Source organism: Pseudomonas sp. PA-6-3C (assembly GCF_021605825.1).
Lineage (GTDB): Bacteria > Pseudomonadota > Gammaproteobacteria > Pseudomonadales > Pseudomonadaceae > Aquipseudomonas > Aquipseudomonas edaphica.
Genome location: NZ_WKDV01000001.1, coordinates 316,347 through 339,476, shown reverse-complemented (window position 1 = coordinate 339,476; position 23,130 = coordinate 316,347). Strand labels below are relative to the sequence as shown.

Sequence of the window (23,130 nt, the reverse complement as noted above, 5' to 3'; positions counted from 1 at the left end):
GGCCACGTTGCGCACACCTTGGGTGCACTTATTAGTCACTCGTCATTAAACATGCCTGCACGCGGTAAGTCGGCGTCTATTCGCCCAACTTTCGCGGCATCAGTGACGCTTGCAAACATGAACTCCAGCCATCTAATGGCCTGTATTAAACAAAGAGGTAATTGCGATGCGCATCAGCATATTTGGTTTGGGTTACGTTGGCGCAGTCTGTGCCGGTTGCCTGTCTGCCCGTGGCCATGAAGTGGTCGGCGTAGACATCTCCAAGGATAAGATCGACCTGATCAATGCGGGTAAATCGCCGATCGTTGAACCGGGTCTGGGCGAACTGTTGAGCCAAGGCATCGCAAACGGTCGACTGCGCGGCACTACCAACTTCGCCGACGCCATCCGCGATACCGACCTGTCGATGATTTGCGTGGGCACGCCGAGCAAGAAAAACGGCGACCTGGAACTCAACTACATCGAAGCGGTATGCCGCGAGATCGGCTTTGTCCTGCGTGACAAAACCACCCGTCACACCATCGTGGTGCGCAGCACCGTATTGCCAGGCACCGTAGCCAATGTGGTGATCCCGATTCTGGAAGACTGCTCCGGCAAAAAAGCCGGTGTCGACTTCGGCGTGGCGGTGAACCCTGAGTTCCTGCGTGAATCCACTGCCATCGCCGACTACGACTTGCCGCCGATGACCGTCATCGGCGAATTCGACAAAGCCTCCGGCGATGTCCTGCAGTCGCTGTACGAAGAACTCGATGCACCGATCATCCGCAAGGACATCGCCGTCGCCGAGATGATCAAGTACACCTGCAACGTGTGGCACGCCACCAAGGTCACCTTCGCCAACGAGATCGGCAACATCGCCAAGGCCGTCGGCGTCGATGGCCGTGAAGTGATGGAAGTGGTGTGCCAGGACAAGACCCTCAACCTGTCCCAGTACTACATGCGCCCAGGCTTCGCGTTCGGCGGCTCGTGCCTGCCCAAAGACGTGCGCGCCCTCACCTACCGCGCCAGCTCGCTGGACGTGGAAGCGCCGTTGCTCAACTCGCTGATGCGCAGCAACGAATCCCAGGTGCAGAACGCCTTCGACATCGTCGCCGGCCATGACAAACGCAAAGTCGCCCTGCTGGGCCTGAGCTTCAAGGCCGGCACCGACGACCTGCGCGAAAGCCCGCTGGTGGAACTGGCGGAAATGCTGATCGGCAAGGGTTTTGACCTGAGCATCTACGACAGCAACGTCGAATACGCCCGTGTCCACGGCGCGAACAAGGACTACATCGAAGGCAAGATCCCGCATGTGTCGTCCCTGCTCAATTCCGACTTCGACGACGTGATCAACAACTCCGACGTGATCATCCTCGGCAACCGTGACGAGAAATTCCGTGCCCTGGCGCACAACGCACCTCACGGCAAACAGGTGATCGACTTGGTGGGCTTCATGTCCCAGGCCACCAGTGTCAGCAGCCGTACCGAAGGCATTTGCTGGTAACAGCGACGGCAAGTTTCGGGTTGCACGTGTCTTTATCCCCAGCGCGTGCAGCCTGAAGCCTCCTTCCCTTCCGGATGACGCTTATGTCCAAGTTAAAACATGTATTACTGCAATCGGCCGGCTGGTTGTTCTTCCTCAGCCTGCTGATGGGTCTCGCCCTGCTGTTGCCGGCGAGTACGTTCGACTCGCAGTCGAAGAATTTTATTTTCCTGATTGGCGCCGTCGGTATCTGGCGCTACTCGATGGGTGCTACGCATTTCTTTCGCGGCATGCTGTTCCTGTACGTGGTCTACCCGCACTTGCGCCGCAAGGTGCGCAAGCTGGGCAAGGCGGCCGACCCGTCCCACGTATTCCTGATGGTCACCAGTTTCCGTATCGACGCGCTGACCACCGCGCAGGTCTACAGCTCGGTGATTCGCGAAGCCATCGAGTGCGGCTTCCCAACCACCGTGGTGTGCTCGCTGGTGGAGATGTCCGATGAGCTGCTGGTGAAAAGCCTGTGGGAACGCATGAACCCGCCGGAGCGCGTAAAGCTCGACTTCGTGCGCATCGCCGGCACCGGCAAACGCGACGGCCTGGCCTTCGGTTTCCGCGCTATCTCGCGCCACCTGCCGGATGACCGCGCCGTGGTGGCGGTGATCGATGGCGACACCGTGCTCGCCGAAGGTGTAGTGCGCAAGACCGTGCCGTGGTTCCAGCTGTTCGGCAATGTCGGTGGCCTGACCACCAACGAATTCTGCGAAGTACGCGGCGGCTACATCATGAGCGAATGGCACAAGCTGCGCTTCGCCCAGCGCCACATCAACATGTGCTCCATGGCCCTGTCCAAGCGCGTACTGACCATGACCGGGCGTATGTCGGTGTTCCGCGCCAACGTGGTGACCGACCCCGGCTTTATCGCCGACGTGGAAAGCGACTCGCTGCAACACTGGCGCCTGGGCCGCTTCAAGTTTTTGACCGGCGATGACAAGTCGAGCTGGTTCAGCCTGATGCGCCTGGGCTACGACACCTTCTACGTGCCGGACGCCGCAATCCACACCGTGGAACACCCGCCGGAAAAGAGCTTTATCAAGGCCAGCCGCAAGCTGATGTTCCGCTGGTACGGCAACAACCTGCGCCAGAACTCCCGCGCCCTGGGCCTGGGTATGCGTCGGTTGGGCCTGTTCACCAGCATCGTGTTGTTCGACCAGCGCGTATCGATGTGGACCTCCCTGCTCGGCCTGACCGTGGCGATCATCGCCACCTTCAAATACGGCGGCGCGTTCATCCTCGCGTACCTGCTGTGGATCGGTATCACCCGCCTGATCCTGACCCTGCTGCTGTCGTGCTCCGGCCACAAGATCGGCCCGGCCTACCCGGTGATTCTCTATTACAACCAGATCATGGGCGCGCTGGTGAAGATCTACGTGTTCTTCCGCCTTGATCAACAGTCCTGGACCCGCCAGGACACCAAACTGACCCGCGATTTGGCCAGCTTTCAACGTTGGTTCAACACCTGGTCGTCTCGGACCATGACCTTCTCCGCCGGCAGCATTTTCGTCGCCGTGTTGCTGATGATGGTCTGACCCAGCCAAGCCTGAATTAACTAGGAAATCGAACATATGAACAGCCCAGTAAACGCCAACGTTGTCCACGAATCCGAAGCCCAGCGCCAACATGCCCGGGTCAAAATCCCGGCCAAGCTGCGCTTCTTCAACACCGACCGTACCCAGACCGAAGCACGGGTGATCGACCTGTCCGCCGGTGGCCTGGCGTTCACCGCCACCCAGCCGCTGACCGTCGGTGAAGTGCACAAGGGCCGCCTGCAGTTCGTGATCGATAACCTCGGTTTGGCGATGGATGTAGAGCTGCAGATTCGCTCCTACGACCGCCAGAGCGGCCGCACCGGTTGCCAGTTCCAGAACCTCGACGCCCAGGATATTTCCACCCTGCGCCACCTGATCACTTCGCACCTGTCCGGCGACATCGTGACCATGGGCGACGTGCTGGCCACCCTGCAACGCGACAACTTCACCAAGGCGCGCAAGGTCAAGGACGGCGGCAGCGGCATGACCGCGTTCGGCCGCCTGCGCGCGGTGGTGTTCAGCGCCGGGATCTTCATTGTCGGCCTCGCCGCGTTCGGTTTTGTCTTCAAGTCGGTGTACGGCATGTACTTCGTCAGCCACGCCCAGGCCGGCCTCGTCAGCGTGCCCGGCATGAACGTGACCATGCCGCGCGACGGCACCGTGCAGAGCCTGCTCAAAGGCGACGCGGTTGCAGCCAAAGGTGCGCCACTGGCGACGTTCAGCACCAGCATGCTCGATGTGCTCAAGGGCCATCTGGACGAAGACCAGCTGCAACCGGCCAAGGTTGAAGAGCTGTTCGGCAAGCAAATGACCGGCACCCTGACCTCGCCGTGCGATTGCGTGGTCGCCCAGCAATTGGTCGCCGACGGCCAGTACGCCAGCAAGGGCGATGTGATCTTCCAATTGGTGCCACGCGGCAGCCAGGCCAATGTGGAAGCGCGCTTTACCTATCGCCAGTTCGCTGACGTGCGCCCAGGTACCCAGGTGAACTTCCAGGTCGCCGACGAAGAACAGATCCGTACCGGCACCATCGTCAGCAGCACCAGCCTGAACAGCGCCGACTTGTCTTCCGACATTCGCGTGCAGATCAAGCCGGACGCGCCGCTGGACAGCACCTATGCCGGGCGCCCAGTGGAAGTCACCAGCGACCGCGGCCCTTCGCTGAACTGGCTGATCGATAAAGCCATGGCTCACGGTCTGTAAGCGGAGGACATGCCTGTGAACCCTATTTCAAGCACAACACAGAGCACTGTGGGAGTCGGGCTTGCCCGCGATGGGATCGACTCGGTGCACCTGAAAGACCGAGTTGCCCGCATCGCAGGCAAGCCAGCTCCCACACAGAGCGGGTCGCACTTCGCCTCTGCATTCTGCACATTGGCACTGGCGGTCAGCCTCGCCGGTTGCGCCGGCCTGCCCGACCAGCGCCTGGCCAACGAAGCGTTGAAGCGTGGCGACACGGTCACCGCCCAACAGAACTACCAGCAGTTGGCAGACCTGGGCTACAGCGAAGCCCAAGTCGGCCTCGCTGACATCCAGGTCACCACCCGCGATCCCGAGCAAATCCGCCAGGCCGAGGCCACTTACCGCGCGGCCGCCGATACGTCGCCGCGTGCCCAGGCACGTCTGGGCCGCCTGCTGGTGGCCAAACCCGGCGCTACCGAAGCCGAACAGCACGAAGCCGAAGGCCTGTTGAAAAAGGCCTTTGCCAATGGCGAAGGCAACACCCTGATCCCACTGGCGATGCTGTACCTGCAATACCCGCACAGCTTCCCCAACGTGAACGCCCAGCAGCAGATCAGCAAATGGCAAGCGGCGGGTTATCCGGAAGCCGGCCTGGCCCAAGTGCTGCTGTACCGCACCCAGGGCACCTACGACCAGCACCTGGATGATGTGGAGCGCATCTGCAAGGCGGCGCTGAACACCACCGATATCTGCTACGTCGAACTGGCCACGGTCTACCAGAAAAAAGCCGAGCCGGAAAAACAGGCCGAACTGCTCAAGCAGCTCGAAGCCGGCTACGCCCGTGGCACCGTCACCGCCCAGCGTGTCGACAGCGTAGCCCGCGTCTTGGGTGATGCGACACTCGGCCAGCCGGACGAAAAAACCGCCCAGGCCCTGCTGGAAAAAATCGCCCCCGGCTACCCGGCCTCCTGGGTCAGCCTGGCGCAACTGCTCTACGACTTCCCCGAACTGGGCGACGTCGACCAGATGATGAAGTACCTGGACAACGGCCGCGCCGCCGACCAGCCGCGCGCCGAGCTGTTGCTGGGCAAGCTCTACTACGAAGGCAAATGGGTGCCGGCAGACGCCAAGGCTGCCGAAGCGCATTTCGAGAAAGCCGTGGGCCGTGAAGTCGCCGCCGATTACTACCTCGGCCAGATCTACCGCCGTGGCTACCTGGGCAAGGTCTACTCGCAAAAAGCCCTCGACCACCTGCTGACCGCTGCACGCAACGGCCAGAACAGCGCCGACTTCGCCATCGCGCAATTGTTCTCCCAGGGCAAGGGCACCAAGCCCGACCCATTGAACGCCTATGTCTTCAGCCAATTGGCCAAAGCCCAGGACACGCCAGAGGCCAATGACCTGGCCACGCAGCTCGAAGCCCCGCTCACGCCAGAACAACGCGCCGAAGGCCAACGCCTGGTGCAACAGGAACTGGCCACGCGCGGCACCCTGGCCCAGAGCACGCTGCAACTGCACGCCCTGCAAGAAGAAGACGGCGAGGAATCCCTATGAAGCTCAACCCATTCGTCAAGGCCGGTATCGGCCTGACCTTCGCCCTGCTGTGGTCGTGCCCGACCCTGGCCGCGCTGACCGAAGCCAAGAACTTCGGCCTGGAAGTCAAAGCCACCGCACAATCCGAAGATGACCGCGACCTCGGCACGCAAAAAGGCGGCGATGTGAACGGCATCGGCCTCGACCTGCGCCCGTGGGTCTACGGCGAAAGCGGCGCGTGGAGCGCCTACGCCATGGGTCAGGCGGTCGTGTCGAGTGACATCATCGAGACCGACCCCCTGCAACAATCGGCCGATGACGAAAATCAGCAAACCACCAACAACGACCGCAAGTCCAAGAAAAACTACCTGGCCATGCGCGAGTTCTGGGTCGGCTACAGCGGTTTCACGCCTTACCCGGGCGAGCTGCTCAAGCTGGGTCGCCAACGCCTGCGCAATGACGACGGCCAATGGCGCGACACCAATATCGAAGCGCTGAACTGGACCTTCGATACCACCCTGCTCAAGGCCAATGTCGGCGTTGCCGAACGCTTCAGCGAATACCGCACCGACCTCAAGGAGCTGTCGCCCAAGGACAAGGACCGCCAGCACCTCTACGCCGACGCCGCCTACCAGTGGACCCCAGGCCAGTGGATCGGCTTGCGCGCCCACCACACCCATGACAACGGTAAGCTCGACTACCCGGAACCGGGCGTGGCGACCGACTCGTTGGACAAGCGCGAAAACGGCGACCTGACCTGGCTCGGCATCGAAGCCAACAGCGACGCCTACAACTGGCGCAACACCAACACCGTCAACTACTGGGCCAGCGTCACCGGCATGAAAGGCAACCGCGACACGGTCAATGCCCTCAACGCCGACGGCACCCGCCCAACCCAGGCCAAACGCAGCGACGACGTGAATGGCTGGGCCACTGACATCGGCGTGCGCCTGCGCCTCGACCCGCAGTGGCAAGTCGGTGCGGCTTATTCCCGTGCCAGCGCCGAGTACGAGCAGAACGGCCTGCAAAGCAACCGTTCGAACTGGACCGGCACCCAGTCCCGCGTGCATCGCTTTGGCGAAGCGTTTCGCGGCGAGATGAACAACATGCAGTCCATGAGCCTGTTCGGTTCCTGGCAGCTGCGCGAGGACTACGACGCCAGCCTGGTCTATCACAAGTTCTGGCGCGTCGACGGCAACAAGCCGGTGGGCAGCAACGGCATCGATGCGGTGCAGAACAACACCGACGACGTGACCGGCGCGATCCTGTCCAGCACCTCGTTACCGCTGGAAGACGGCAAAAAAGACCTGGGTCAGGAGATGGACCTGGTGGTCACCAAGTACTTCAAAAAGGGCCTGTTGCCGGCCGCCCTCAGCCAGTCGATCGACGAGCCGTCGGCACTGGTGCGCTTTCGTGCAGGCGTGTTCAAGCCGGGCGATGCCTATGGCAGCCAGGTCGACTCGTACATGCACCGCGCGTTTGTCGACGTGATCTGGAAATTCTGATGGGAGCCTGCGCAATGAATGCTCAAAGCCTACTCGTCGCGGCAATGCTGATGGCCAGCGCCACAGCGTTTGCCGATACGGCGGCCAAGGCGCCGACCATCGCCAAGGAACTGCAACAGGCCAAGACCTACACCATTTCCAGCCCGCCCACCGCGCCGCTGGAACTGCCCAAGCCTGCGCTGCCCGACCTGACTGGCTACACCGCAGCGGCGATGGAAAAGAAGATCGTGCGCAGCAAACCGGGCAAAGTCAGCATCCGCCGCATGATGCAGGAAGACGCGCTCAAGGACTTTATCGGCGGCGATAACAAGATGGCCGAATGGGTGGTACGCCAGCACGGCATTCCCCAGGCAATCTTTGTCGACGACGGCTACCTGAACCTCAAGGACCTGCTCGGTAAAGTGCCCAAGCAGTACCTCAGTGAAACCTCGCCGGGCGTGTTTCTGGCCAAGCTGCCGATTGTGGTCGGGCGCAAAGGCATCCTCGACATCGACAAGAAGACCCAGGAGCTGCGCCTGTCCCAGCAAGCCGGTTCGTTCCTGATCAACGACGGCCAGCTGTTTGTGCGTGACACCAAAATCACCGGCTGGGACGAAAAGACCAACGGCCCGGCGCTGTTCAAGTCGCCCAAGGAGTTCCGCCCGTTCCTGCTGGCCTGGGGCGGCACCGAAACCTACATCTCCAAGACCAAGATGGCCAGCTTTGGCTACGCCAACAGTAAGTCTTACGGCGTGAGTATTTCCCAGTACACGCCGAACATGGCCAAGGTGCTCAAGCGTGCGGAACCGACCGGCTGGATCATCGATTCCGAGTTCTCCGACATGTGGTACGGCTTCTATTGCTACGAGACCACCGGCTTTGTGATCAAGGGCAACACCTACAAAGACAACATCGTCTACGGCATCGACCCGCACGACCGTTCCCACGGCCTGATCATTGCTGACAACACCGTCTACGGCACCAAGAAGAAGCACGGGATCATCATTTCCCGTGAGGTCAACGACAGCTTCATCTTCAACAACCGCAGCTACGACAACAAGCTCTCGGGCCTGGTGATCGACCGTAACAGCGTCAACAACCTGATCGCCGACAACGAGATCTACCGCAACCACACCGACGGCATCACCCTCTATGAGAGCGGCGACAACCTGTTGTGGGGCAACAAGGTCATCGCCAACCGTCGCCACGGCATCCGCGTGCGCAACAGCGTGAACATTCGCCTGTACGAGAACTCCGCCATGGCCAACGGGCTGACCGGCGTGTACGGGCACATCAAGGATTTGACCGACACCGACCGCGACATCGCCCTCGACCCGTTTGACGCGAAAGTCTCGCTGATCGTGGTCGGCGGCGAGCTGGCCGGCAACGGCAGCGGGCCGCTGTCGATTGATTCGCCGTTGAGCATCGAGCTGTACCGCGTGTCGATGCTGGCGCCGACCAAATCCAGCGGCATCAGCTTTGCCGGTGTGCTGGGCGATCGCCAGGAAGAGATTCTCGACCTGCTGGTGCGCCAGCAGAAAGCCGTGCTGATCGACCCTGTCGAACGCCAGACCCAAATGCAGGACTGAGGATGACCCTTATGCACCCACACATGATCAAACTGCTGAGCCTCTCGGGTCTGACCCTCGGCCTGCTGGCGGCCAGCCAGGGCGTGCGCGCCGATGAAATCAAGGCGCCGACCTTTACCGCCGAACCGTGCTGCAGCCTGTGCCCGGCCGCCCATGACGCGAAGAACTACACCACGCGCTACCAGCAGAACTTCACCACTCTGGTGCAAGCCCAGGGCGACTGGCTGTTCCGTACCCAGGAAGATTTGCGCACCGAATTCGACACCAGCCCCGCCGGCTACAAACGCATGCAGCAGCTGCACGATGCGTTCAAGGCCAAGGGCGTGGAACTGGTGGTGGTGTACCAGCCGACCCGTGGCCTGGTGAATCGCAACAAGCTCAACCCTGAGGAAAAAGCCGCGTTCAATTTTGACAAGGCGCTGGGCAACTACAAAAGCATGCTCGGCCGTTTCGCCAAGATGGGTTATGTGGTGCCGGACCTGTCGCCGCTGACCAACGAACAGTTGCCCGATGAACTGCCGGCCCACGACTTCTACTTCCGTGGTGACCAGCACTGGACGCCATACGGCGCCCAACGCACGGCAAAAATCGTCGGCGCCAAAGTGCGGGCCATGCCCGAGTTTGCCGATATTCCCAAGCGCGAATTCGAAACCAAACGCTCAGGGCGCATGGGCAAGACCGGCACCCTGCACAACATGGCCGGGCAACTGTGCGGCACCAGCTACGCAATCCAGTACATGGACCAATTCACCACCGAGCCTAAAGGCGAAGCCGGTGACGGCGACCTGTTCGGCGATTCGGGCAACCCGCAGATCACCCTGGTGGGCACCAGCCACAGTGGCAAGAACTACAACTTCGCCGGCTTCCTGGAGCAGGAAATCGGTGCCGACATCCTTAACGTCGCCTTCCCCGGCGGCGGTCTGGAAGGCTCGATGATCCAGTACCTGGGCAGCGACGAGTTCCAGAAAACCCCGCCGAAAATCCTTATCTGGGAATTCTCGCCGTTGTACCGCCTCGACCAGGAAACCATCTACCGCCAGATGATGGCGCTGCTCGACAACGGCTGCGAAGGCAAGCCTGCGCAAATGAGCGCCAGCACCACGCTCAAACCCGGCAAGAACGAGTTGATGGTCAACAGCTCGAACAAAGACCTGCGCAACGCCAACCATCAGGTCGATATCCGCTTCGCCGACCCGTCGGTGAAAACCCTGCAAGCCACCCTCTGGTACATGAACGGGCGCCACGAGGACATCAAGATCGAGAAACCCGAAACATCCGATACAGACGGGCGTTTCGCCTTTGAACTGCGCACCGATGAAGACTGGGCCTCGCAGAACTTGCTGGCCGTGGAAGTGCAAGGCCCCGAAGCGGGCACTGCCGCGCAGAAAGTCGAAGCGAAAATTTGCACACGCAACGTGTTCTCGGCGGGTGGTCAACAGACCGCCCAGCTTGGGAAGTGAGGTTACTTATGCAGAAATTATTGATTCCAACGCTGCTGGGCCTGGCGATGTTCGCAGGTGTAGTCAACGCCGCCGCGCCACTGCGTCCACCTCAAGGCTATTTCGCCCCGGTGGAAGCGTTCAAGACCGGCGACTTCAAGAATGACTGCGACGCCATGCCGGCGCCGTACACCGGCTCGCTGCAATTTCGCAGCAAGTACGAAGGCTCGGACAAAGCCCGCGCCACCCTGAATGTGCAATCGGAAAAAGCCTTTCGTGACAGCACTGCCGACATCACCAAGCTGGAAAAAGACACCAGCAAACGCGTGATGCAGTTTATGCGCGACGGCCGCCCGGAGCAGCTGGAATGCACACTCAACTGGCTTACGAGCTGGGCCAAGGCCGATGCCTTGATGTCCAAGGACTTCAACCACACCGGCAAGTCCATGCGCAAATGGGCGCTGGGCAGCATGGCGTCGGCCTATGTGCGCCTGAAGTTCTCCGACTCGCACCCGCTGGCTAACCATCAGCAGGAATCGCAATTGATCGAGGCCTGGTTCAACAAACTCGCCGATCAAGTCGTCAGCGACTGGGACAACCTGCCGTTGGATAAAACCAACAACCACTCCTACTGGGCCGCGTGGTCGGTGATGGCCACGTCCATCGCCACCAACCGTCGCGACCTGTTTGATTGGGCGGTGAAAGAATACAAGGTCGGCGCCAATCAGGTGGACGCCCAAGGGTTCTTGCCCAACGAACTGAAGCGCCAGCAACGCGCCCTGGCGTACCACAACTACGCGCTGCCGCCGCTGTCGATGATCGCCAGCTTTGCCCTGGTCAACGGTGTGGACCTGCGCCAGGAAAATAACGGCGCGCTCAAACGCCTGGGCGACAAGGTGCTGGCCGGGGTTAAAGACCCGGACATCTTCGAGCAGAAGAACGGCAAAGAGCAGGACATGAAGGACCTCAAGGAGGACATGAAATTTGCCTGGCTTGAACCCTTCTGCACCCTCTACACCTGCGCGCCGGAGGTGATCGAGCGCAAGCACGGCATGCAGCCGTTCAAGACTTTCCGCCTCGGCGGTGACCTGACCAAGGTCTACGACCCGACGCACGAAAAAGGCAACAAAGGCAGCTGATACACAGCTCCCACACTGAACGCGTACACCCTCCCAGATTCGTGGGGGGTTTGGGGGGGCCGTTGGCCCTTGACTGTTGGTTAAACATGGAGAGATCGGGATGGTTTTCTCGTCCAATGTGTTCCTGTTTCTGTTCTTGCCGATCTTTCTCGGCTTGTACTACTTGAGCGGGCAACGCTATCGCAATCTGCTGCTGCTGATTGCCAGCTACGTGTTCTACGCCTGGTGGCGAGTGGACTTCCTGGCGCTGTTCGCCGCCGTGACGCTGTGGAATTACTGGATCGGCCTCAAGGTCGGTGCCGCCGGCGTGCGCACCAAACCGGCGCAGCGCTGGCTGTTGCTCGGCGTGGCTGTCGACCTGTGCATCCTCGGCTACTTCAAGTACGCCAACTTCGGCGTCGACAGCATCAATGTGATGATGAAGTCGGCGGGCCTGGAGCCGTTTATCCTCACCCACGTGCTGTTGCCGATTGGCATCTCGTTCTACATCTTCGAGTCCATCAGCTACATCATCGACGTGTACCGTGGCGATACCCCGGCAACCCGCAACCTGATCGACTTCGCGGCGTTCGTGGCGATCTTCCCGCACCTGATTGCAGGTCCCGTGTTGCGCTTCCGTGACCTGGCCGACCAGTTCAACAACCGCACCCACACCCTCGACAAGTTCTCCGAGGGCTGCACGCGGTTCATGCAAGGTTTCATCAAGAAAGTCTTCATCGCCGACACCCTGGCGGTGGTCGCCGACCATTGCTTCGCCCTGCAAAACCCGACCACGGGCGATGCCTGGCTCGGCGCGCTGGCTTACACCGCGCAGCTGTACTTCGACTTCTCCGGCTACAGCGACATGGCCATCGGCCTGGGCTTGATGATGGGTTTCCGCTTCATGGAAAACTTCAAGCAGCCGTACATCAGCCAGTCGATCACCGAGTTCTGGCGGCGCTGGCACATCAGCCTGTCCACTTGGCTGCGTGACTACCTGTACATCACCCTGGGCGGCAACCGTAAAGGCACGCTGATCACCTATCGCAACCTGTTCCTGACCATGCTGCTCGGTGGCCTGTGGCATGGCGCAAACATCACCTACATCGTGTGGGGCGCGTGGCACGGTATGTGGTTGGCGATTGAAAAAGCCATCGGCCTGAATACCGCGCCACGCAGTTTCAATCTGCTGCGCTGGGCCTTCACCTTCCTGCTGGTGGTGATGGGCTGGGTGATCTTCCGCGCCGAAAACCTGCACGTCGCCGGGCGTATGTACGGCGCGATGTTCAGCTTTGGTGAGTGGTCGTTGTCAGAACTCAACCGCGCCAGCCTCACTGGCCTGCAAGTGGCAACCCTGGTGGTGGCCTACGCAACACTGGCGTTCTTTGGCCTGCGCGATTTCTACAACAATCGCCCTGCCGAAAAAGCCAAACCCGCCGACCCGAGCCTGATCAAGGCAGTACCGGGCGACAACCCAGGCAGCATCCACCAGCCCGGTTTCAGCGTGGGCCAGGACGCCGCCGTGCAACCGGCCTACTGGACCGCTGACTGGCCACGCTACGCCATGCGCGCCACCGTACTGCTGCTGTTCGTGGCCTCGATTCTGAAATTGTCGGCGCAGAGTTTCTCGCCGTTCCTTTACTTCCAATTTTGAGGGAGCCGACCATGACCCGTTCATTTCGCGTCCTCTATATCACGCTGTTCCTGCTGGTGCTGCTGGCCTTGGGCGCCTGGTCGCTGCGCAGCTTCTTCGGCTTCAGCACCAACGCCGACGCCACCGTGCTCAACGGCCGCTGGACCAAGGCCGTCGAGACCCACTACGACGATGAGTTCCCGATCAAGCGCCTGGGCACCAACCTCTGGGCGGCGCTGGACTACAAGCTGTTCAATGAAGGCCGCCCCGGCGTGGTGCTGGGCCGCGACCACTGGTTGTACAGCGACGAGGAATTCAACCCCATCGTCAACGAAGACCAGAACCTGCAAGGCAACTACGCGCTGGTCGAAGGAGTGCGCCAAAAACTCAAGGCCCAGGGCATCCAACTGGTGATGGCGATCGTGCCGGCCAAGGTGCGCTTGTACCCGGAACACCTGGGTAAAGTGAAACCGGCGAGCATCCACGCCAACCTGTACGAGGACTTCCACGCCCGTGTGGCGGCCGACAAGATCATCGCCCCTGACCTGCTTGGCCCGCTGCAACAGGCCAAGCTGGGCGGCACGCAAGTGTTCCTGCGCACCGATACCCACTGGACCCCGGACGGTGCGGAAATCGCTGCCAAACAATTGGCCAAGACCATTGCCGACAAGACGCCGCTGAGCGGTGAGCCACAGCGTTTTGTCACCGAAGCCGAAAAAACCGAACCGCACAAAGGCGACCTGCGCCTGTTCCTGCCGCTGGACCCACTGTTTGAAAACCTGATGCCGCCTAAAGAGCCGCTGCAAAAACGCGTCACGCACCTGGCGGAAAACAAAGGCGACGACGCGTTGTTCAGCGACAGCGAAACCCCGGTAGCACTGGTGGGCACCAGCTACAGCGCCAACCCCAACTGGAACTTCGTCGGCGCCCTCAAGCAAGCCTTGCACAGCGACGTCATCAACTACTCCGAAGACGGCCACGGCCCGATCCTGCCGATGCTCAGCTACCTGAAAAGCGATGACTTCAAGAACAGCCCGCCCCAAGTGCTGATCTGGGAGTTTCCGGAACGTTATCTGCCCGTCAACAACGAAATCGGTGATGCCGACCCGCAGTGGGTTGCGCAGCTTAAACAAGCCGGTTCGCGCCAACAGAACATGGCTTTGAACACTCAAAAATCCGAGACGCCCGACCGGGCGCAAAACTGAAAGAGAGGTAACTCACATGACTTTCACTACTACTCCGCGTCGTCTCGCCAAGACCCTGGCCATCGCTGCCGGCTTGAGCTTCGTATCGATGTCCGCCTTCGCCGGGGGCGACGCCGCCCTCTACGGCCCAACCGCGCCAAAAGGCTCAAGCTTTGTACGTGTGTACAACGCCAGCAACCAGGAAGTCAGCGCCACCGTCGGCGCCACCAACCTGAGCGACGTTGCGCCGCTGGCCAGCAGTGATTTCAGCTTCATGCCCGGCGGCGACTACAGCGCCAAGGTCGGCAGCCAGACCGTGCCGGTCAAACTTGCCGCTGACCACTACTACACCCTGGTTAACAGCGGCAGCGGCCAGCCACAGCTGATCGAAGAGCCGCCGTTCAAGAACAAGCAGAAATCCCTGGTGCGTGTGCAGAACCTCAGCGACAAGGCCCTGACCCTGAAAACCGCCGACGGCAAGACCGACGTAGTCAAGTCGGTGGCTGCCAAGGGCCGTGGCGAGCGCGAAATCAACCCGGTGAAAGTCAGCCTGGCGTTGTATGACGGTGACAAGAAAGTCGGCGATGTGAAGCCGGTGGCTTTGGAACGGGGTGAAGCGGCGGTGCTGTATGTGACCGGCTCGGGTTCGAGCATTTCGCCAGTGTGGGTCAAGCGCCCCGTGTCGACCCGCTGATGATTTCCCTGAGTTGACACGGCCCCTTGTGGGAGCTGGCTTGCCTGCGATGGCGGTCTTGAAGGCGCCATCGCAGGCAAGCCAGCTCCCACACTGTGCGCGTTTCGACTCAGGACCGAGACAAAAACAAGAGTGAAACGACAAACCTTCGTAGCTCTGACCCAAATCGATTCAAGGAGAAACACCCATGATCCCAGTAATCCTTTCCGGTGGTAGCGGCTCACGTCTTTGGCCGCTTTCCCGCAAACAGTTCCCCAAGCAATTCCTGGCCTTGACCGGCGAACACACACTGTTCCAGCAAACCCTGGAGCGCCTGGTGTTCGAAGGCATGGACGCCCCGATCGTGGTCTGCAACAAGGACCACCGCTTCATCGTCAACGAGCAACTGAGCACGCGTAAGCTCGAATGCCAACGCATCCTGATGGAGCCGTTCGGCCGCAACACCGCGCCGGCCGTGGCCCTGACTGCGATGATGCTGGTCAACGAAGGCCGCGACGAACTGATGCTGGTGCTGCCCGCCGACCACGTGATCGACGACCAGAAAGCCCTGCAACGCGCCCTGGCCCTGGCCACCGTGGCGGCCGAGCGTGGCGAGATGGTGCTGTTCGGCGTGCCGGCAACCCGCCCGGAAACCGGTTACGGCTACATCAAGTCCAGCAACGATTCGCTGCTGCCCGAAGGCGTCAGCCGCGTGCAACAGTTCGTGGAAAAACCCGATGAAAAACGCGCCGTCGAGTTCGTCAAAAGCGGTGGCTACTTCTGGAACAGCGGCATGTTCCTGTTCCGCGCCAGCCGTTTTCTTGAAGAGCTGAAAAAACACGACCCGGACATCTACGACACCTGCGTGCTGACCCTGGAGCGCAGCGAGCAGGATGCCGACACCGTGACCTTCGACGAATCTACCTTCGCCTGCTGCCCGGACAACTCCATCGACTACGCCGTGATGGAAAAAACCCAACGCGCCTGCGTGGTGCCGTTGAGTGCCGGCTGGAGCGACGTGGGTTGCTGGGCCTCGTTGTGGGCGGTCAATGACAAAGACGTCAATGGCAACGTCAGCAAAGGCGACGTGGTCATCCAGGACAGCCGCAACTGCATGATCCACGGCAACGGCAAGCTGGTGTCGGTGATCGGCCTGGACAATATCGTGGTGGTGGAAACCAAGGACGCGATGATGATTGCCCACAAGGACAAGGTCCAGGGCGTCAAGCAGATGGTCTCCACCCTCAACGACCAGGGCCGCAGCGAAACCCAGAACCACTGCGAAGTCTACCGCCCGTGGGGCTCCTACGACTCGGTGGACATGGGCGGGCGTTTCCAGGTCAAGCACATCTCGGTCAAGCCGGGCGCGTGCCTGTCGCTGCAGATGCACCACCACCGCGCCGAACACTGGATCGTGGTCAGCGGCACGGCCGAAGTCACCTGTGACGACAACGTGTTCCTGCTCTGCGAGAACCAGTCCACCTACATCCCGATCGCCTCGGTGCACCGCCTGCGTAACCCGGGCAAGATCCCGTTGGAGATCATCGAAGTGCAATCGGGCAGCTACCTGGGCGAAGACGATATCGAGCGCTTTGAAGATATCTACGGTCGCTCGACGCCGGTTGAACGTGGCGTTTCGGTGAAAACTATCGCGCAGTAACACGGTCGTACAAGAAGCCCTCATCCAGCCCGTTGCGTCCCCTATCCGCAGTGGGCTGGGTGGGGGCTTTTTCTTGGGTTTTGCAGTGACCGTAAGGGCCTCATCGCAGGCAAGCCAGCTCCCACAGTTGGACCGGGTATGCTCTTGGAATGCAGTCGAATGTGGGAGCTGGCTTGCCTGCGATGGCGTCCGAAAGCATCCCGCCAGCATTGACCCTTGCCCCCATCCTGCCTATCCTCGCGCCTGTCACGACTCATTCGTGATGAGGTTTGACGGCCTCGCGAACTCATAGGATCCCATTTTCATCAGGAGACCCACCATGTCCAAACAAACCCCCCGCCCCACCCCCTTCGGCCCCAGCGACCGCAGTGAAGAACCTCTTTTTTGCGTACAACCCGGCATTCCCATCGAACATGCACTGGAACATGCCAGCTATGTTTTAGGCACCGCGCGCGTGCTCACCTTGGCAGCTCAAGACTTGTGCACCGAACACCAGAGCTACCTGAACTGGGCCAGCCTGCAATTAGCCGAAACCGGTTTGGCATTGGTTGAGGCTTCCATCGAAGGCTTGCAGGCGGATTCTTCTGCTCAGTAAGCAATTCATCGGGAGCAAGCCCCCTCCCGCCGTTGGCCGTATTTCAAAGCAGGGACGCGGTTAAATGCGGGAGGGGCCGTAGAGGCTACGCAGTGAATGGCGTTTGCCCGTGGGTAATGATTCGACTCACCGGCTCACCATCGACTCTGTACTTCAAGGGCAGGGCGTATGTCGTCTCCACATAAAAAATATGTGGGTTATCGGTTTTCATGATCGTCAGCCCCGAGGTATTGACCTCGTAGTAATGCGTCATCTTGTCCAATTGGTTGCCATGTCGCCGGCGCCCAAAAATAGTCGTGGAAATCTCTTTGGTTGCCGCATCATCAGGCGCCAGATCCGTAAAGTAATGCCTGGCTCGCCCGCCCGGTAACGGCTTGCCATCCACGTTAAGCACCGAGGACTGCAGATGCCAATCGCTGTTGATTGCGGCATGAGACTTTGCCCCGGTGTAATGGTAGAAACGGTTCTCGCCTGTGACGGGAGGGTCCATCAGCGCTTTTTCACCCGGGAAAGCTTCAGGCACCTTGGGTCGTTTAAAGGCCGGCTGACTGCCGGTTACCCCCACGCCTGCGGATGAACCAGAGCCGGCTTGCCCGGCAGGACGTTTTTGCGGCTGAGGCCTGATTCCACCTGGGCCATGCAATGTTTCGGGCTTGACGCCTCCCAGCATGCTGTTCAGTCGCCATTCGCCGGTGCCTGTTGGCTGGAGGAACATCACCGTTTTCTGGTTGACATCAACGACCCGAACATGCCCGCCCGCGACTTTGTAGACGTCGCTGATTTCAAATACTCGGTTGACGCCGGTGCCATCGGTGTAGCGGACATAAAACTTTTTCCCGACTTGAAACGTGCCGTCGCCCCTTTTCTTAACGCCCTCAAGCAGGCTATCAGGCAGTGAGTGAGCACTGTAGTCGGGCAGTTGGCGACCGGTGCCGGCGATGTCGGATACCGTGTTCGCTACCTTCCCAGAGACGCCAACATTGACAGACTGCTCCTGCAATATTTGCTTCAGCTCCCTGAAACTACTTTTCAACACTGTCTTCCCGCCCCTTGCCAGCCCCACTGCCAGGTCTCCCAGACCATCGGTGGGGTTCAAGCCACTGGCAACTGAGCGCAAAACCGTATCGGACACCTTGAACGCCCGTGTTCCGAGCTTTTCACCCAACTTGCCCAACGCCTTGCTCGCCTGCCCCAGCCCTTTGCCGAATGGCAGGATGAAACCAAAGATATCCAGCGCAAAGTCCTTGATGGCCGCGCCGGTATTGCCCTTGACTGCGTTTTCGATGGCATTTTTAAACGGAATCAGTCCGGTCACAAAATCATGCGCGGCCTTGATGCCGGCCTCTTCCTTTTCCACCTCGGTCACGCCTTTGGCGCCTGCCTTTATGGCATCGCGATCATGTAACAGGTGGTCGGCGATCACCTTGGCGATCGCGTCGAACCGAGCATTCACGGAAACCGCGGAACTGGCGTCCTGCCCTTGCCTGGGCTCAGGCAAATAAGGCGCGTTGAGCTGCTGAGTCAACAGCCCCGTCGAAACCTTGCCAGCCTGTGGCGGGGTGCCGTTTTCATAGGCCTCATAATCGACCGGAACACTGACCCCTTTAGCCTGAGTCGTGGCGTAGGTTTGAGCGTTGGCCACTCGTGGAGGGGGGTTAGGCAGATACCGGGGCAGGTCGTCGCGACGGCGGATGACGCCTTGCAGGGGGAACACTTCGTAGTACACATGGCGCAGGTTTTTAACGTCCCGGTCACTGCCGTTTTTGTCGACTTTGGTCAGCACCCGCATCAACAGTCCGTAACGCGCCTTGGCCGCTTGTGCCTGTTCCGGGCTCTCCGTCTCCTCAGCCTGCGCAACACCGGCTTTGCGTAGAGAAAAAAACTCGACCTTACCCGACGCGATGGTGTGTCTGTCTTGCGCAGACAGCTGCAATAGTTGGTGTCTGGAGGTGGTTGTCACGCCCTCCTTCAAGTTGTTGAAGTAGCTATCGAACTGGCTGTCGAATGCCTGGTTGACATCAGGAAGCGGCTTGACCCGGGTGAAACGGTTACCTAACTGAAAATCGTACCGCTGCCCTCTTGGGATACGGTCCATCTTTCCTGACATGTAGATATCCAGTAACGAGTGGTACTGGCTTTCACTGGCATCGATGTTGGCAATGCTGATATTACGCACATCAAATGAGTGATCGGCCCCATAGGCCTCTTTCAGGTTTTCAACTGCGATGTTCTCGCGGGTGGGCATGGCGGCGCTTATCTGCTCATGGGCTTTTTTCAATGAGGAGAGTTCCTCATTGAAGGCGTCGCGTAACCCGACCACGTCTTGCGACGTATAGTCTTCATCGTCCTTTCCTGCCATTTCATCCTGGGCAACGCCCCACTGAATCAACGCATTGGACTGAGCCTTGGCCTCGACAACCCCCTCGGCCTCCGAGACAGGACTGTGATTGGCCAGCCTCATGAACGTTTGAAAATCGGTGTATGTCGCAATGCCCGGCGTCCAAAACTCTTGCGCCTGCACAACCGCCGACAGCTTGGCAAAGGCCGCAGACTTAACCACCAGGTTGCTGGGCATATCTTCGGCAATGAAGGCAGGGTCAGCGCCTGCAAGCAATAAGCGCGCGGCGGCCGGTGCCAGCTCGACAGGCACCTTGCCCTGGTCCACCAGATGTTTCTCCAGGCGCGAGACGACCACCGAAGGATGGACATCTCGATTGGCTGGCTGGTAAAGGTCATACCCGGCCACGACGCCACGCTTGCTGCCGGCCTGCGGATCCAGCTCCAGCACCATTGCAGCCAACGCCCAACTTGCATCTTTGCTGGTCAGTGACGCGTCACTGTTGAGGGCCATTTCCAGCGTTTGGCCCAAGTTTCTGATCTGAGCACTGCCCAGTATGCTTTCAAGCAGCTGCGCGGCGCTCATGCCTTGAAGCGAAACCCCATGCGTCTCAAAAAAAGCAGCGAAGATGCCTTTGCCAGGCGACAGCGTGGCCATTTCGGCGGCCGCCATTTCGCTTAGCCGGGTGCGCTGACTACTGTCCAATGTGGCGGGCTGGGATAACAGCCCCCAGTAATTGCCGTGCTCAACCGGCTCAGGCAACGGCTCCTTGCACACGGCGATGAGGTTGGCCAGTTGCCCGAGATCCTTGGGGACCAGCCATTGATTTTCCCGCAGGAACCACGCCAGCGGCACATCCTCGCCCGGCGCGATTTTATAGGCGCGCCCAAAAGTAGAAACGTGATGAGCGGAAAATTTCTTCACTTCGAGCAACGCTGCAACATCCAGACTCGGATCCTCGGCGATGGCCGCCTGGATCTCTTCCAACGCCACCGTCAGGCAATAATTGGTATGAATATTCCCTGCCAATTCTTGGCGCTGACTGAGCGTCAGCGCCGAAGGCTTAGAGGTGTCGCGGGCCGGAGCGTTTTCCAGTGTGGCTCTGCGCAACCTAGGCACCCTGGGCGTTTGGGGAGCCGAAGGCGCTTGCAACGGTTCATTGCCCACCGCCGCAGGAGGTGGTTCAACCGGTAATGAAGAGGATGGCGTTATAGCCAAAAACGGTTGCTGATTGCCTGGACTGAGGGGGCGGTAAATCATCGACTCTTTCTCACATAAATGGACTTGAAGTAGGACCTGTCGAGGCGCTCTGTTCCGACAGGCTTCGGTACTTCCTGAGTGTCGATTCGTATAAAAACCGCTAAAAAAACTTGTTTGATCATGTGTTCAATGCAGCGCACAGACCCTGTCTCTGCCCGTAGATAGTCAACCCGGCCCAGCCACAGGTACGATGGTCTATCCCTTCGCGAGGTCATCATCATGTTCTTCGGCGTTCTACTGATCATCACCTGGCTGATCCTGCTGCTGCGCTACCCCGCCAAAGCCTTGCCGGTATCGCTGGCCGCCGCCGTCGGCCTGGGTTTTGTCGCCATCTGGGTGGTGTGGCTGGACAGCCGCGAAGCGTCGCAACTGGCACGCCTGGAACTGCACATCAGCTACGCGCCACAGGAATGTCCAGCCGACCGACCGTTGAAACTGGTGCTGATCAACGGCAACGACGTGCCGCTCACTGAATTGCGCTGGCGCCTCGCAGCGTATGCGCCGGGGGACACGGTGAACCTGGCCGATAACGTTTATGCTGCGCCGCGCTACCGCGGCCCCGGCGAATTACAGGCCGGCGCCACCTGGGACGACTGTTTACCGACGCCGCCGCTGCGCCCCGGCTACCGCCCGCAAACCCTGGAATTTCGCGCCGAGCACCTGCAAGGCAGTTTCTCGGACTGACAAAGGATTGATCCATGCCCAACGTACTCATCACCGGTTGTTCCAGTGGCATTGGCCGCGCCCTGGCTGACGCCTTCAAATCCGCCGGCTTCGACGTGTGGGCCAGCGCCCGCCGCGAAGCGGACGTCGCCGCCCTCGCTGCTGCCGGCTTCAATGCCGTGCTACTGGACGTCAACGACAGCGCGGCCTTGCAGCGCCTGGCCGAACAGCTCGGCGAACTGGACGTGTTGATCAACAACGCCGGCTACGGCGCCATGGGCCCGCTGCTCGATGGAGGCACCGAAGCCATTCAGCGCCAGTTCGAGACCAATGTGTTTTCCATCGTCGGCGTCACCCAGGCGCTGTTTCCCGCGCTGCGGCGCAGTAAAGGTTTGGTGGTGAACATCGGCAGCGTTTCGGGTGTACTGGTCACGCCGTTTGCCGGTGCGTACTGCGCCTCGAAAGCGGCGGTGCATGCCTTAAGCGATGCATTGCGTATGGAACTGGCGCCGTTTGGCGTGCGCGTGCTGGAAGTACAGCCGGGAGCAATCAATACAAGCTTCGCGAAAAACGCCCGCGCCCAGGCCGAGCTGCTGATCAACGAACATTCGCCCTGGTGGCCGTTGCGCGAAGGCATTCGTGCGCGCTCCCAGGCCTCGCAGGGCAACCCGACTTCGGCCGAGCAATTTGCAGCTCAAGTGCTTAAGGCTGTGCAACACCCAACACCGCCACGGATGTTGCGTGCGGGCAATGGCAGCCGAGCGTTGCCGTTGATGGCGGCGTTGTTGCCAAAAGGGTTGCTGGAGAAAGTCCTGAAGAAGCGGTTCGGACTCTCTGGCTCACTCTAGCCCTTCATAAAATCAATAAACGCCCGCACCTTCAGCGGCAAATGCCGTGTATCCGGGTACATGGCGTAAATCCCTTGCGGGGCAAACCGATGATCCGCCAGTAACCGAACCAACCGCCCCGCGTCCAGATCACCCTGCACCAGCCATTGCGGCAGCACCGCCACACCATGCCCACGCACGGCAAAAGCCTGGAGCACAGACGCACTGTCGGCCACCAGTGCCGCAGGGCCGGAACGGTATTGATGCTCGCCGCCGGCCGGGTCGGTCAGGCTCAGCTCCGTCAAACGGCCATGGCCTAACTTGGGCACGCGCTCCAACGCATCCAGGGTTTGCACCAGGGCAAACTCAGGCGCGGCGACAGCAAACACCTCAAAGGTCGACAGCTGCACCGCCCGGTGATTGGAGTCGAGCAGTCGCCCCAACCGAATCGCCACGTCAAAGCGTTCGGAGATCAAATCGGCATGGGTGGAGGATGTGGATAAGTGAATGTTCAAGTCCGGGTGCAGGCGCCGAAAAGCCTCCACCACAGGAGCAACGACTGCCAACGCGTATTCCACCGTGGTGGTGATGCGTAAGGTGCCTTTGAGCTGGGCATGTTCGGAGCGGGCTTCTTCCACCGCCAACCGGGCTTCTTCCAGCATGCGCGTGCAACGCAGGTAAAAGCGCTCACCGGCATCCGTCAGTGCCAACTGGCGGGTGCTGCGAGTCAGCAAGGTAACGCCCAGTTCTGCCTCAAGGCGCTTGAGGTTGAAGCTGACCACGGCGCGGGTCTGGCCCAGCCGATCGGCGGCGGCGGTGAGCGAGCCGGCCTCGACCACGGCCTTGAAGGTGTCGAATCGGTCCAGGCTGACCATAAGCCTCGCGCTCCTTTGTCAAAATATTT

General features: G+C 60.3%; 17 protein-coding genes. 15 read left to right on the top strand and 2 right to left on the bottom strand.

The features are described 5' to 3' along the window. Positions 1–166: 166 nt before the first annotated feature. From GIW48_RS01625 to GIW48_RS01565, 13 genes are all read left to right on the top strand, one after another. Positions 167–1,483, top strand: coding sequence for a nucleotide sugar dehydrogenase (locus tag GIW48_RS01625; RefSeq protein WP_017135212.1), 1,317 nt, complete (start codon positions 167–169; stop codon positions 1,481–1,483). An 83-nt stretch (positions 1,484–1,566) separates the two neighbouring features. Continuing rightward, positions 1,567–3,048, top strand: a complete 1,482-nt coding sequence (gene alg8, locus GIW48_RS01620) for a mannuronan synthase (protein ID WP_032865428.1) — start codon at positions 1,567–1,569, stop codon at positions 3,046–3,048. Positions 3,049–3,084: 36 nt separating this feature from the next. After that, positions 3,085–4,251 (top strand): alginate biosynthesis protein Alg44, encoded by a 1,167-nt coding sequence (locus GIW48_RS01615; RefSeq protein WP_017135214.1) that lies wholly within the window; start codon positions 3,085–3,087, stop codon positions 4,249–4,251. 9 nt (positions 4,252–4,260) lie between these two features. Beyond that, on the top strand, positions 4,261–5,784 hold the full coding sequence (algK, locus tag GIW48_RS01610) for an alginate biosynthesis TPR repeat lipoprotein AlgK (protein ID WP_225933030.1): 1,524 nt from the start codon (positions 4,261–4,263) through the stop codon (positions 5,782–5,784). After that, positions 5,781–7,268, top strand: a complete 1,488-nt coding sequence (locus tag GIW48_RS01605; RefSeq protein WP_017135216.1) for an alginate export family protein — start codon at positions 5,781–5,783, stop codon at positions 7,266–7,268. Before algK ends, GIW48_RS01605 begins: the two co-directional genes overlap by 4 nt. Then, positions 7,268–8,836 carry a mannuronan 5-epimerase AlgG gene (algG, locus tag GIW48_RS01600; RefSeq protein WP_017135217.1) on the top strand — a complete coding sequence of 523 codons (1,569 nt, stop codon included), beginning with the start codon at positions 7,268–7,270 and terminating at the stop codon, positions 8,834–8,836. The genes GIW48_RS01605 and algG overlap by 1 nt, the downstream gene beginning before the upstream one ends. A gap of 11 nt (positions 8,837–8,847) precedes the next feature. After that, complete coding sequence (locus GIW48_RS01595; protein WP_169986989.1) at positions 8,848–10,296, top strand: alginate O-acetyltransferase; 1,449 nt, start codon at positions 8,848–8,850, stop codon at positions 10,294–10,296. A gap of 8 nt (positions 10,297–10,304) precedes the next feature. Beyond that, positions 10,305–11,414 carry a mannuronate-specific alginate lyase gene (locus GIW48_RS01590; protein WP_017135219.1) on the top strand — a complete coding sequence of 370 codons (1,110 nt, stop codon included), beginning with the start codon at positions 10,305–10,307 and terminating at the stop codon, positions 11,412–11,414. 100 nt (positions 11,415–11,514) lie between these two features. Next, entirely contained in the window at positions 11,515–13,047 is a 1,533-nt protein-coding gene (locus GIW48_RS01585) for an MBOAT family O-acyltransferase (protein ID WP_017135220.1), read from the top strand. 11 nt (positions 13,048–13,058) lie between these two features. Next, positions 13,059–14,231, top strand: a complete 1,173-nt coding sequence (locus GIW48_RS01580; RefSeq protein ID WP_236460837.1) for an alginate O-acetyltransferase — start codon at positions 13,059–13,061, stop codon at positions 14,229–14,231. A 16-nt stretch (positions 14,232–14,247) separates the two neighbouring features. Further along, positions 14,248–14,904, top strand: coding sequence for an alginate O-acetyltransferase AlgF (locus tag GIW48_RS01575; RefSeq protein WP_053254501.1), 657 nt, complete (start codon positions 14,248–14,250; stop codon positions 14,902–14,904). Between the two features lie 187 nt (positions 14,905–15,091). Further along, positions 15,092–16,543 (top strand): mannose-1-phosphate guanylyltransferase/mannose-6-phosphate isomerase, encoded by a 1,452-nt coding sequence (locus tag GIW48_RS01570; protein WP_017138155.1) that lies wholly within the window; start codon positions 15,092–15,094, stop codon positions 16,541–16,543. Positions 16,544–16,862: 319 nt separating this feature from the next. Next, positions 16,863–17,138, top strand: coding sequence for a DUF3077 domain-containing protein (locus GIW48_RS01565; protein WP_236490666.1), 276 nt, complete (start codon positions 16,863–16,865; stop codon positions 17,136–17,138). 85 nt (positions 17,139–17,223) lie between these two features. On the opposite strand, the gene GIW48_RS01560 is transcribed toward GIW48_RS01565, so the two are convergent. Further along, positions 17,224–20,595: a hypothetical protein gene (locus tag GIW48_RS01560; RefSeq protein ID WP_236460846.1), complete on the bottom strand. Its 3,372-nt coding sequence runs from the start codon at positions 20,593–20,595 to the stop codon at positions 17,224–17,226. A gap of 360 nt (positions 20,596–20,955) precedes the next feature. Between GIW48_RS01560 and GIW48_RS01555 the strand changes: the two genes are divergently transcribed. Both GIW48_RS01555 and GIW48_RS01550 read left to right on the top strand, forming a co-directional pair. Next, the gene (locus GIW48_RS01555) at positions 20,956–21,420 is read left to right on the top strand and encodes a multidrug transporter (RefSeq protein WP_236460835.1); all 465 of its coding nucleotides are present in this window, start codon (positions 20,956–20,958) and stop codon (positions 21,418–21,420) included. Between the two features lie 14 nt (positions 21,421–21,434). Next, on the top strand, positions 21,435–22,247 hold the full coding sequence (locus GIW48_RS01550) for an SDR family oxidoreductase (RefSeq protein WP_236460833.1): 813 nt from the start codon (positions 21,435–21,437) through the stop codon (positions 22,245–22,247). Here the strand turns inward: GIW48_RS01550 and GIW48_RS01545 are convergent. Then, positions 22,244–23,101, bottom strand: a complete 858-nt coding sequence (locus GIW48_RS01545; protein WP_236460831.1) for a LysR family transcriptional regulator — start codon at positions 23,099–23,101, stop codon at positions 22,244–22,246. The genes GIW48_RS01550 and GIW48_RS01545 overlap by 4 nt on opposite strands. Positions 23,102–23,130 lie beyond the last annotated feature (29 nt).

What these genes read in the sequence shown, in the direction of transcription:
- GIW48_RS01580 (WP_236460837.1), top strand. Translation starts at nt 13,059, where the DNA reads ATGACCCGTTCATTTCGCGTCCTCTATATCACGCTGTTCCTGCTGGTG.
- algG (WP_017135217.1), top strand. Translation starts at nt 7,268, where the DNA reads ATGGGAGCCTGCGCAATGAATGCTCAAAGCCTACTCGTCGCGGCAATG.
- GIW48_RS01555 (WP_236460835.1), top strand. Translation starts at nt 20,956, where the DNA reads ATGTTCTTCGGCGTTCTACTGATCATCACCTGGCTGATCCTGCTGCTG.
- GIW48_RS01625 (WP_017135212.1), top strand. Translation starts at nt 167, where the DNA reads ATGCGCATCAGCATATTTGGTTTGGGTTACGTTGGCGCAGTCTGTGCC.
- GIW48_RS01590 (WP_017135219.1), top strand. Translation starts at nt 10,305, where the DNA reads ATGCAGAAATTATTGATTCCAACGCTGCTGGGCCTGGCGATGTTCGCA.
- GIW48_RS01575 (WP_053254501.1), top strand. Translation starts at nt 14,248, where the DNA reads ATGACTTTCACTACTACTCCGCGTCGTCTCGCCAAGACCCTGGCCATC.
- algK (WP_225933030.1), top strand. Translation starts at nt 4,261, where the DNA reads ATGCCTGTGAACCCTATTTCAAGCACAACACAGAGCACTGTGGGAGTC.
- GIW48_RS01615 (WP_017135214.1), top strand. Translation starts at nt 3,085, where the DNA reads ATGAACAGCCCAGTAAACGCCAACGTTGTCCACGAATCCGAAGCCCAG.
- GIW48_RS01570 (WP_017138155.1), top strand. Translation starts at nt 15,092, where the DNA reads ATGATCCCAGTAATCCTTTCCGGTGGTAGCGGCTCACGTCTTTGGCCG.
- GIW48_RS01605 (WP_017135216.1), top strand. Translation starts at nt 5,781, where the DNA reads ATGAAGCTCAACCCATTCGTCAAGGCCGGTATCGGCCTGACCTTCGCC.
- GIW48_RS01585 (WP_017135220.1), top strand. Translation starts at nt 11,515, where the DNA reads ATGGTTTTCTCGTCCAATGTGTTCCTGTTTCTGTTCTTGCCGATCTTT.
- GIW48_RS01545 (WP_236460831.1), bottom strand. Translation starts at nt 23,101, where the DNA reads ATGGTCAGCCTGGACCGATTCGACACCTTCAAGGCCGTGGTCGAGGCC.
- GIW48_RS01550 (WP_236460833.1), top strand. Translation starts at nt 21,435, where the DNA reads ATGCCCAACGTACTCATCACCGGTTGTTCCAGTGGCATTGGCCGCGCC.
- GIW48_RS01595 (WP_169986989.1), top strand. Translation starts at nt 8,848, where the DNA reads ATGCACCCACACATGATCAAACTGCTGAGCCTCTCGGGTCTGACCCTC.
- GIW48_RS01565 (WP_236490666.1), top strand. Translation starts at nt 16,863, where the DNA reads ATGTCCAAACAAACCCCCCGCCCCACCCCCTTCGGCCCCAGCGACCGC.
- alg8 (WP_032865428.1), top strand. Translation starts at nt 1,567, where the DNA reads ATGTCCAAGTTAAAACATGTATTACTGCAATCGGCCGGCTGGTTGTTC.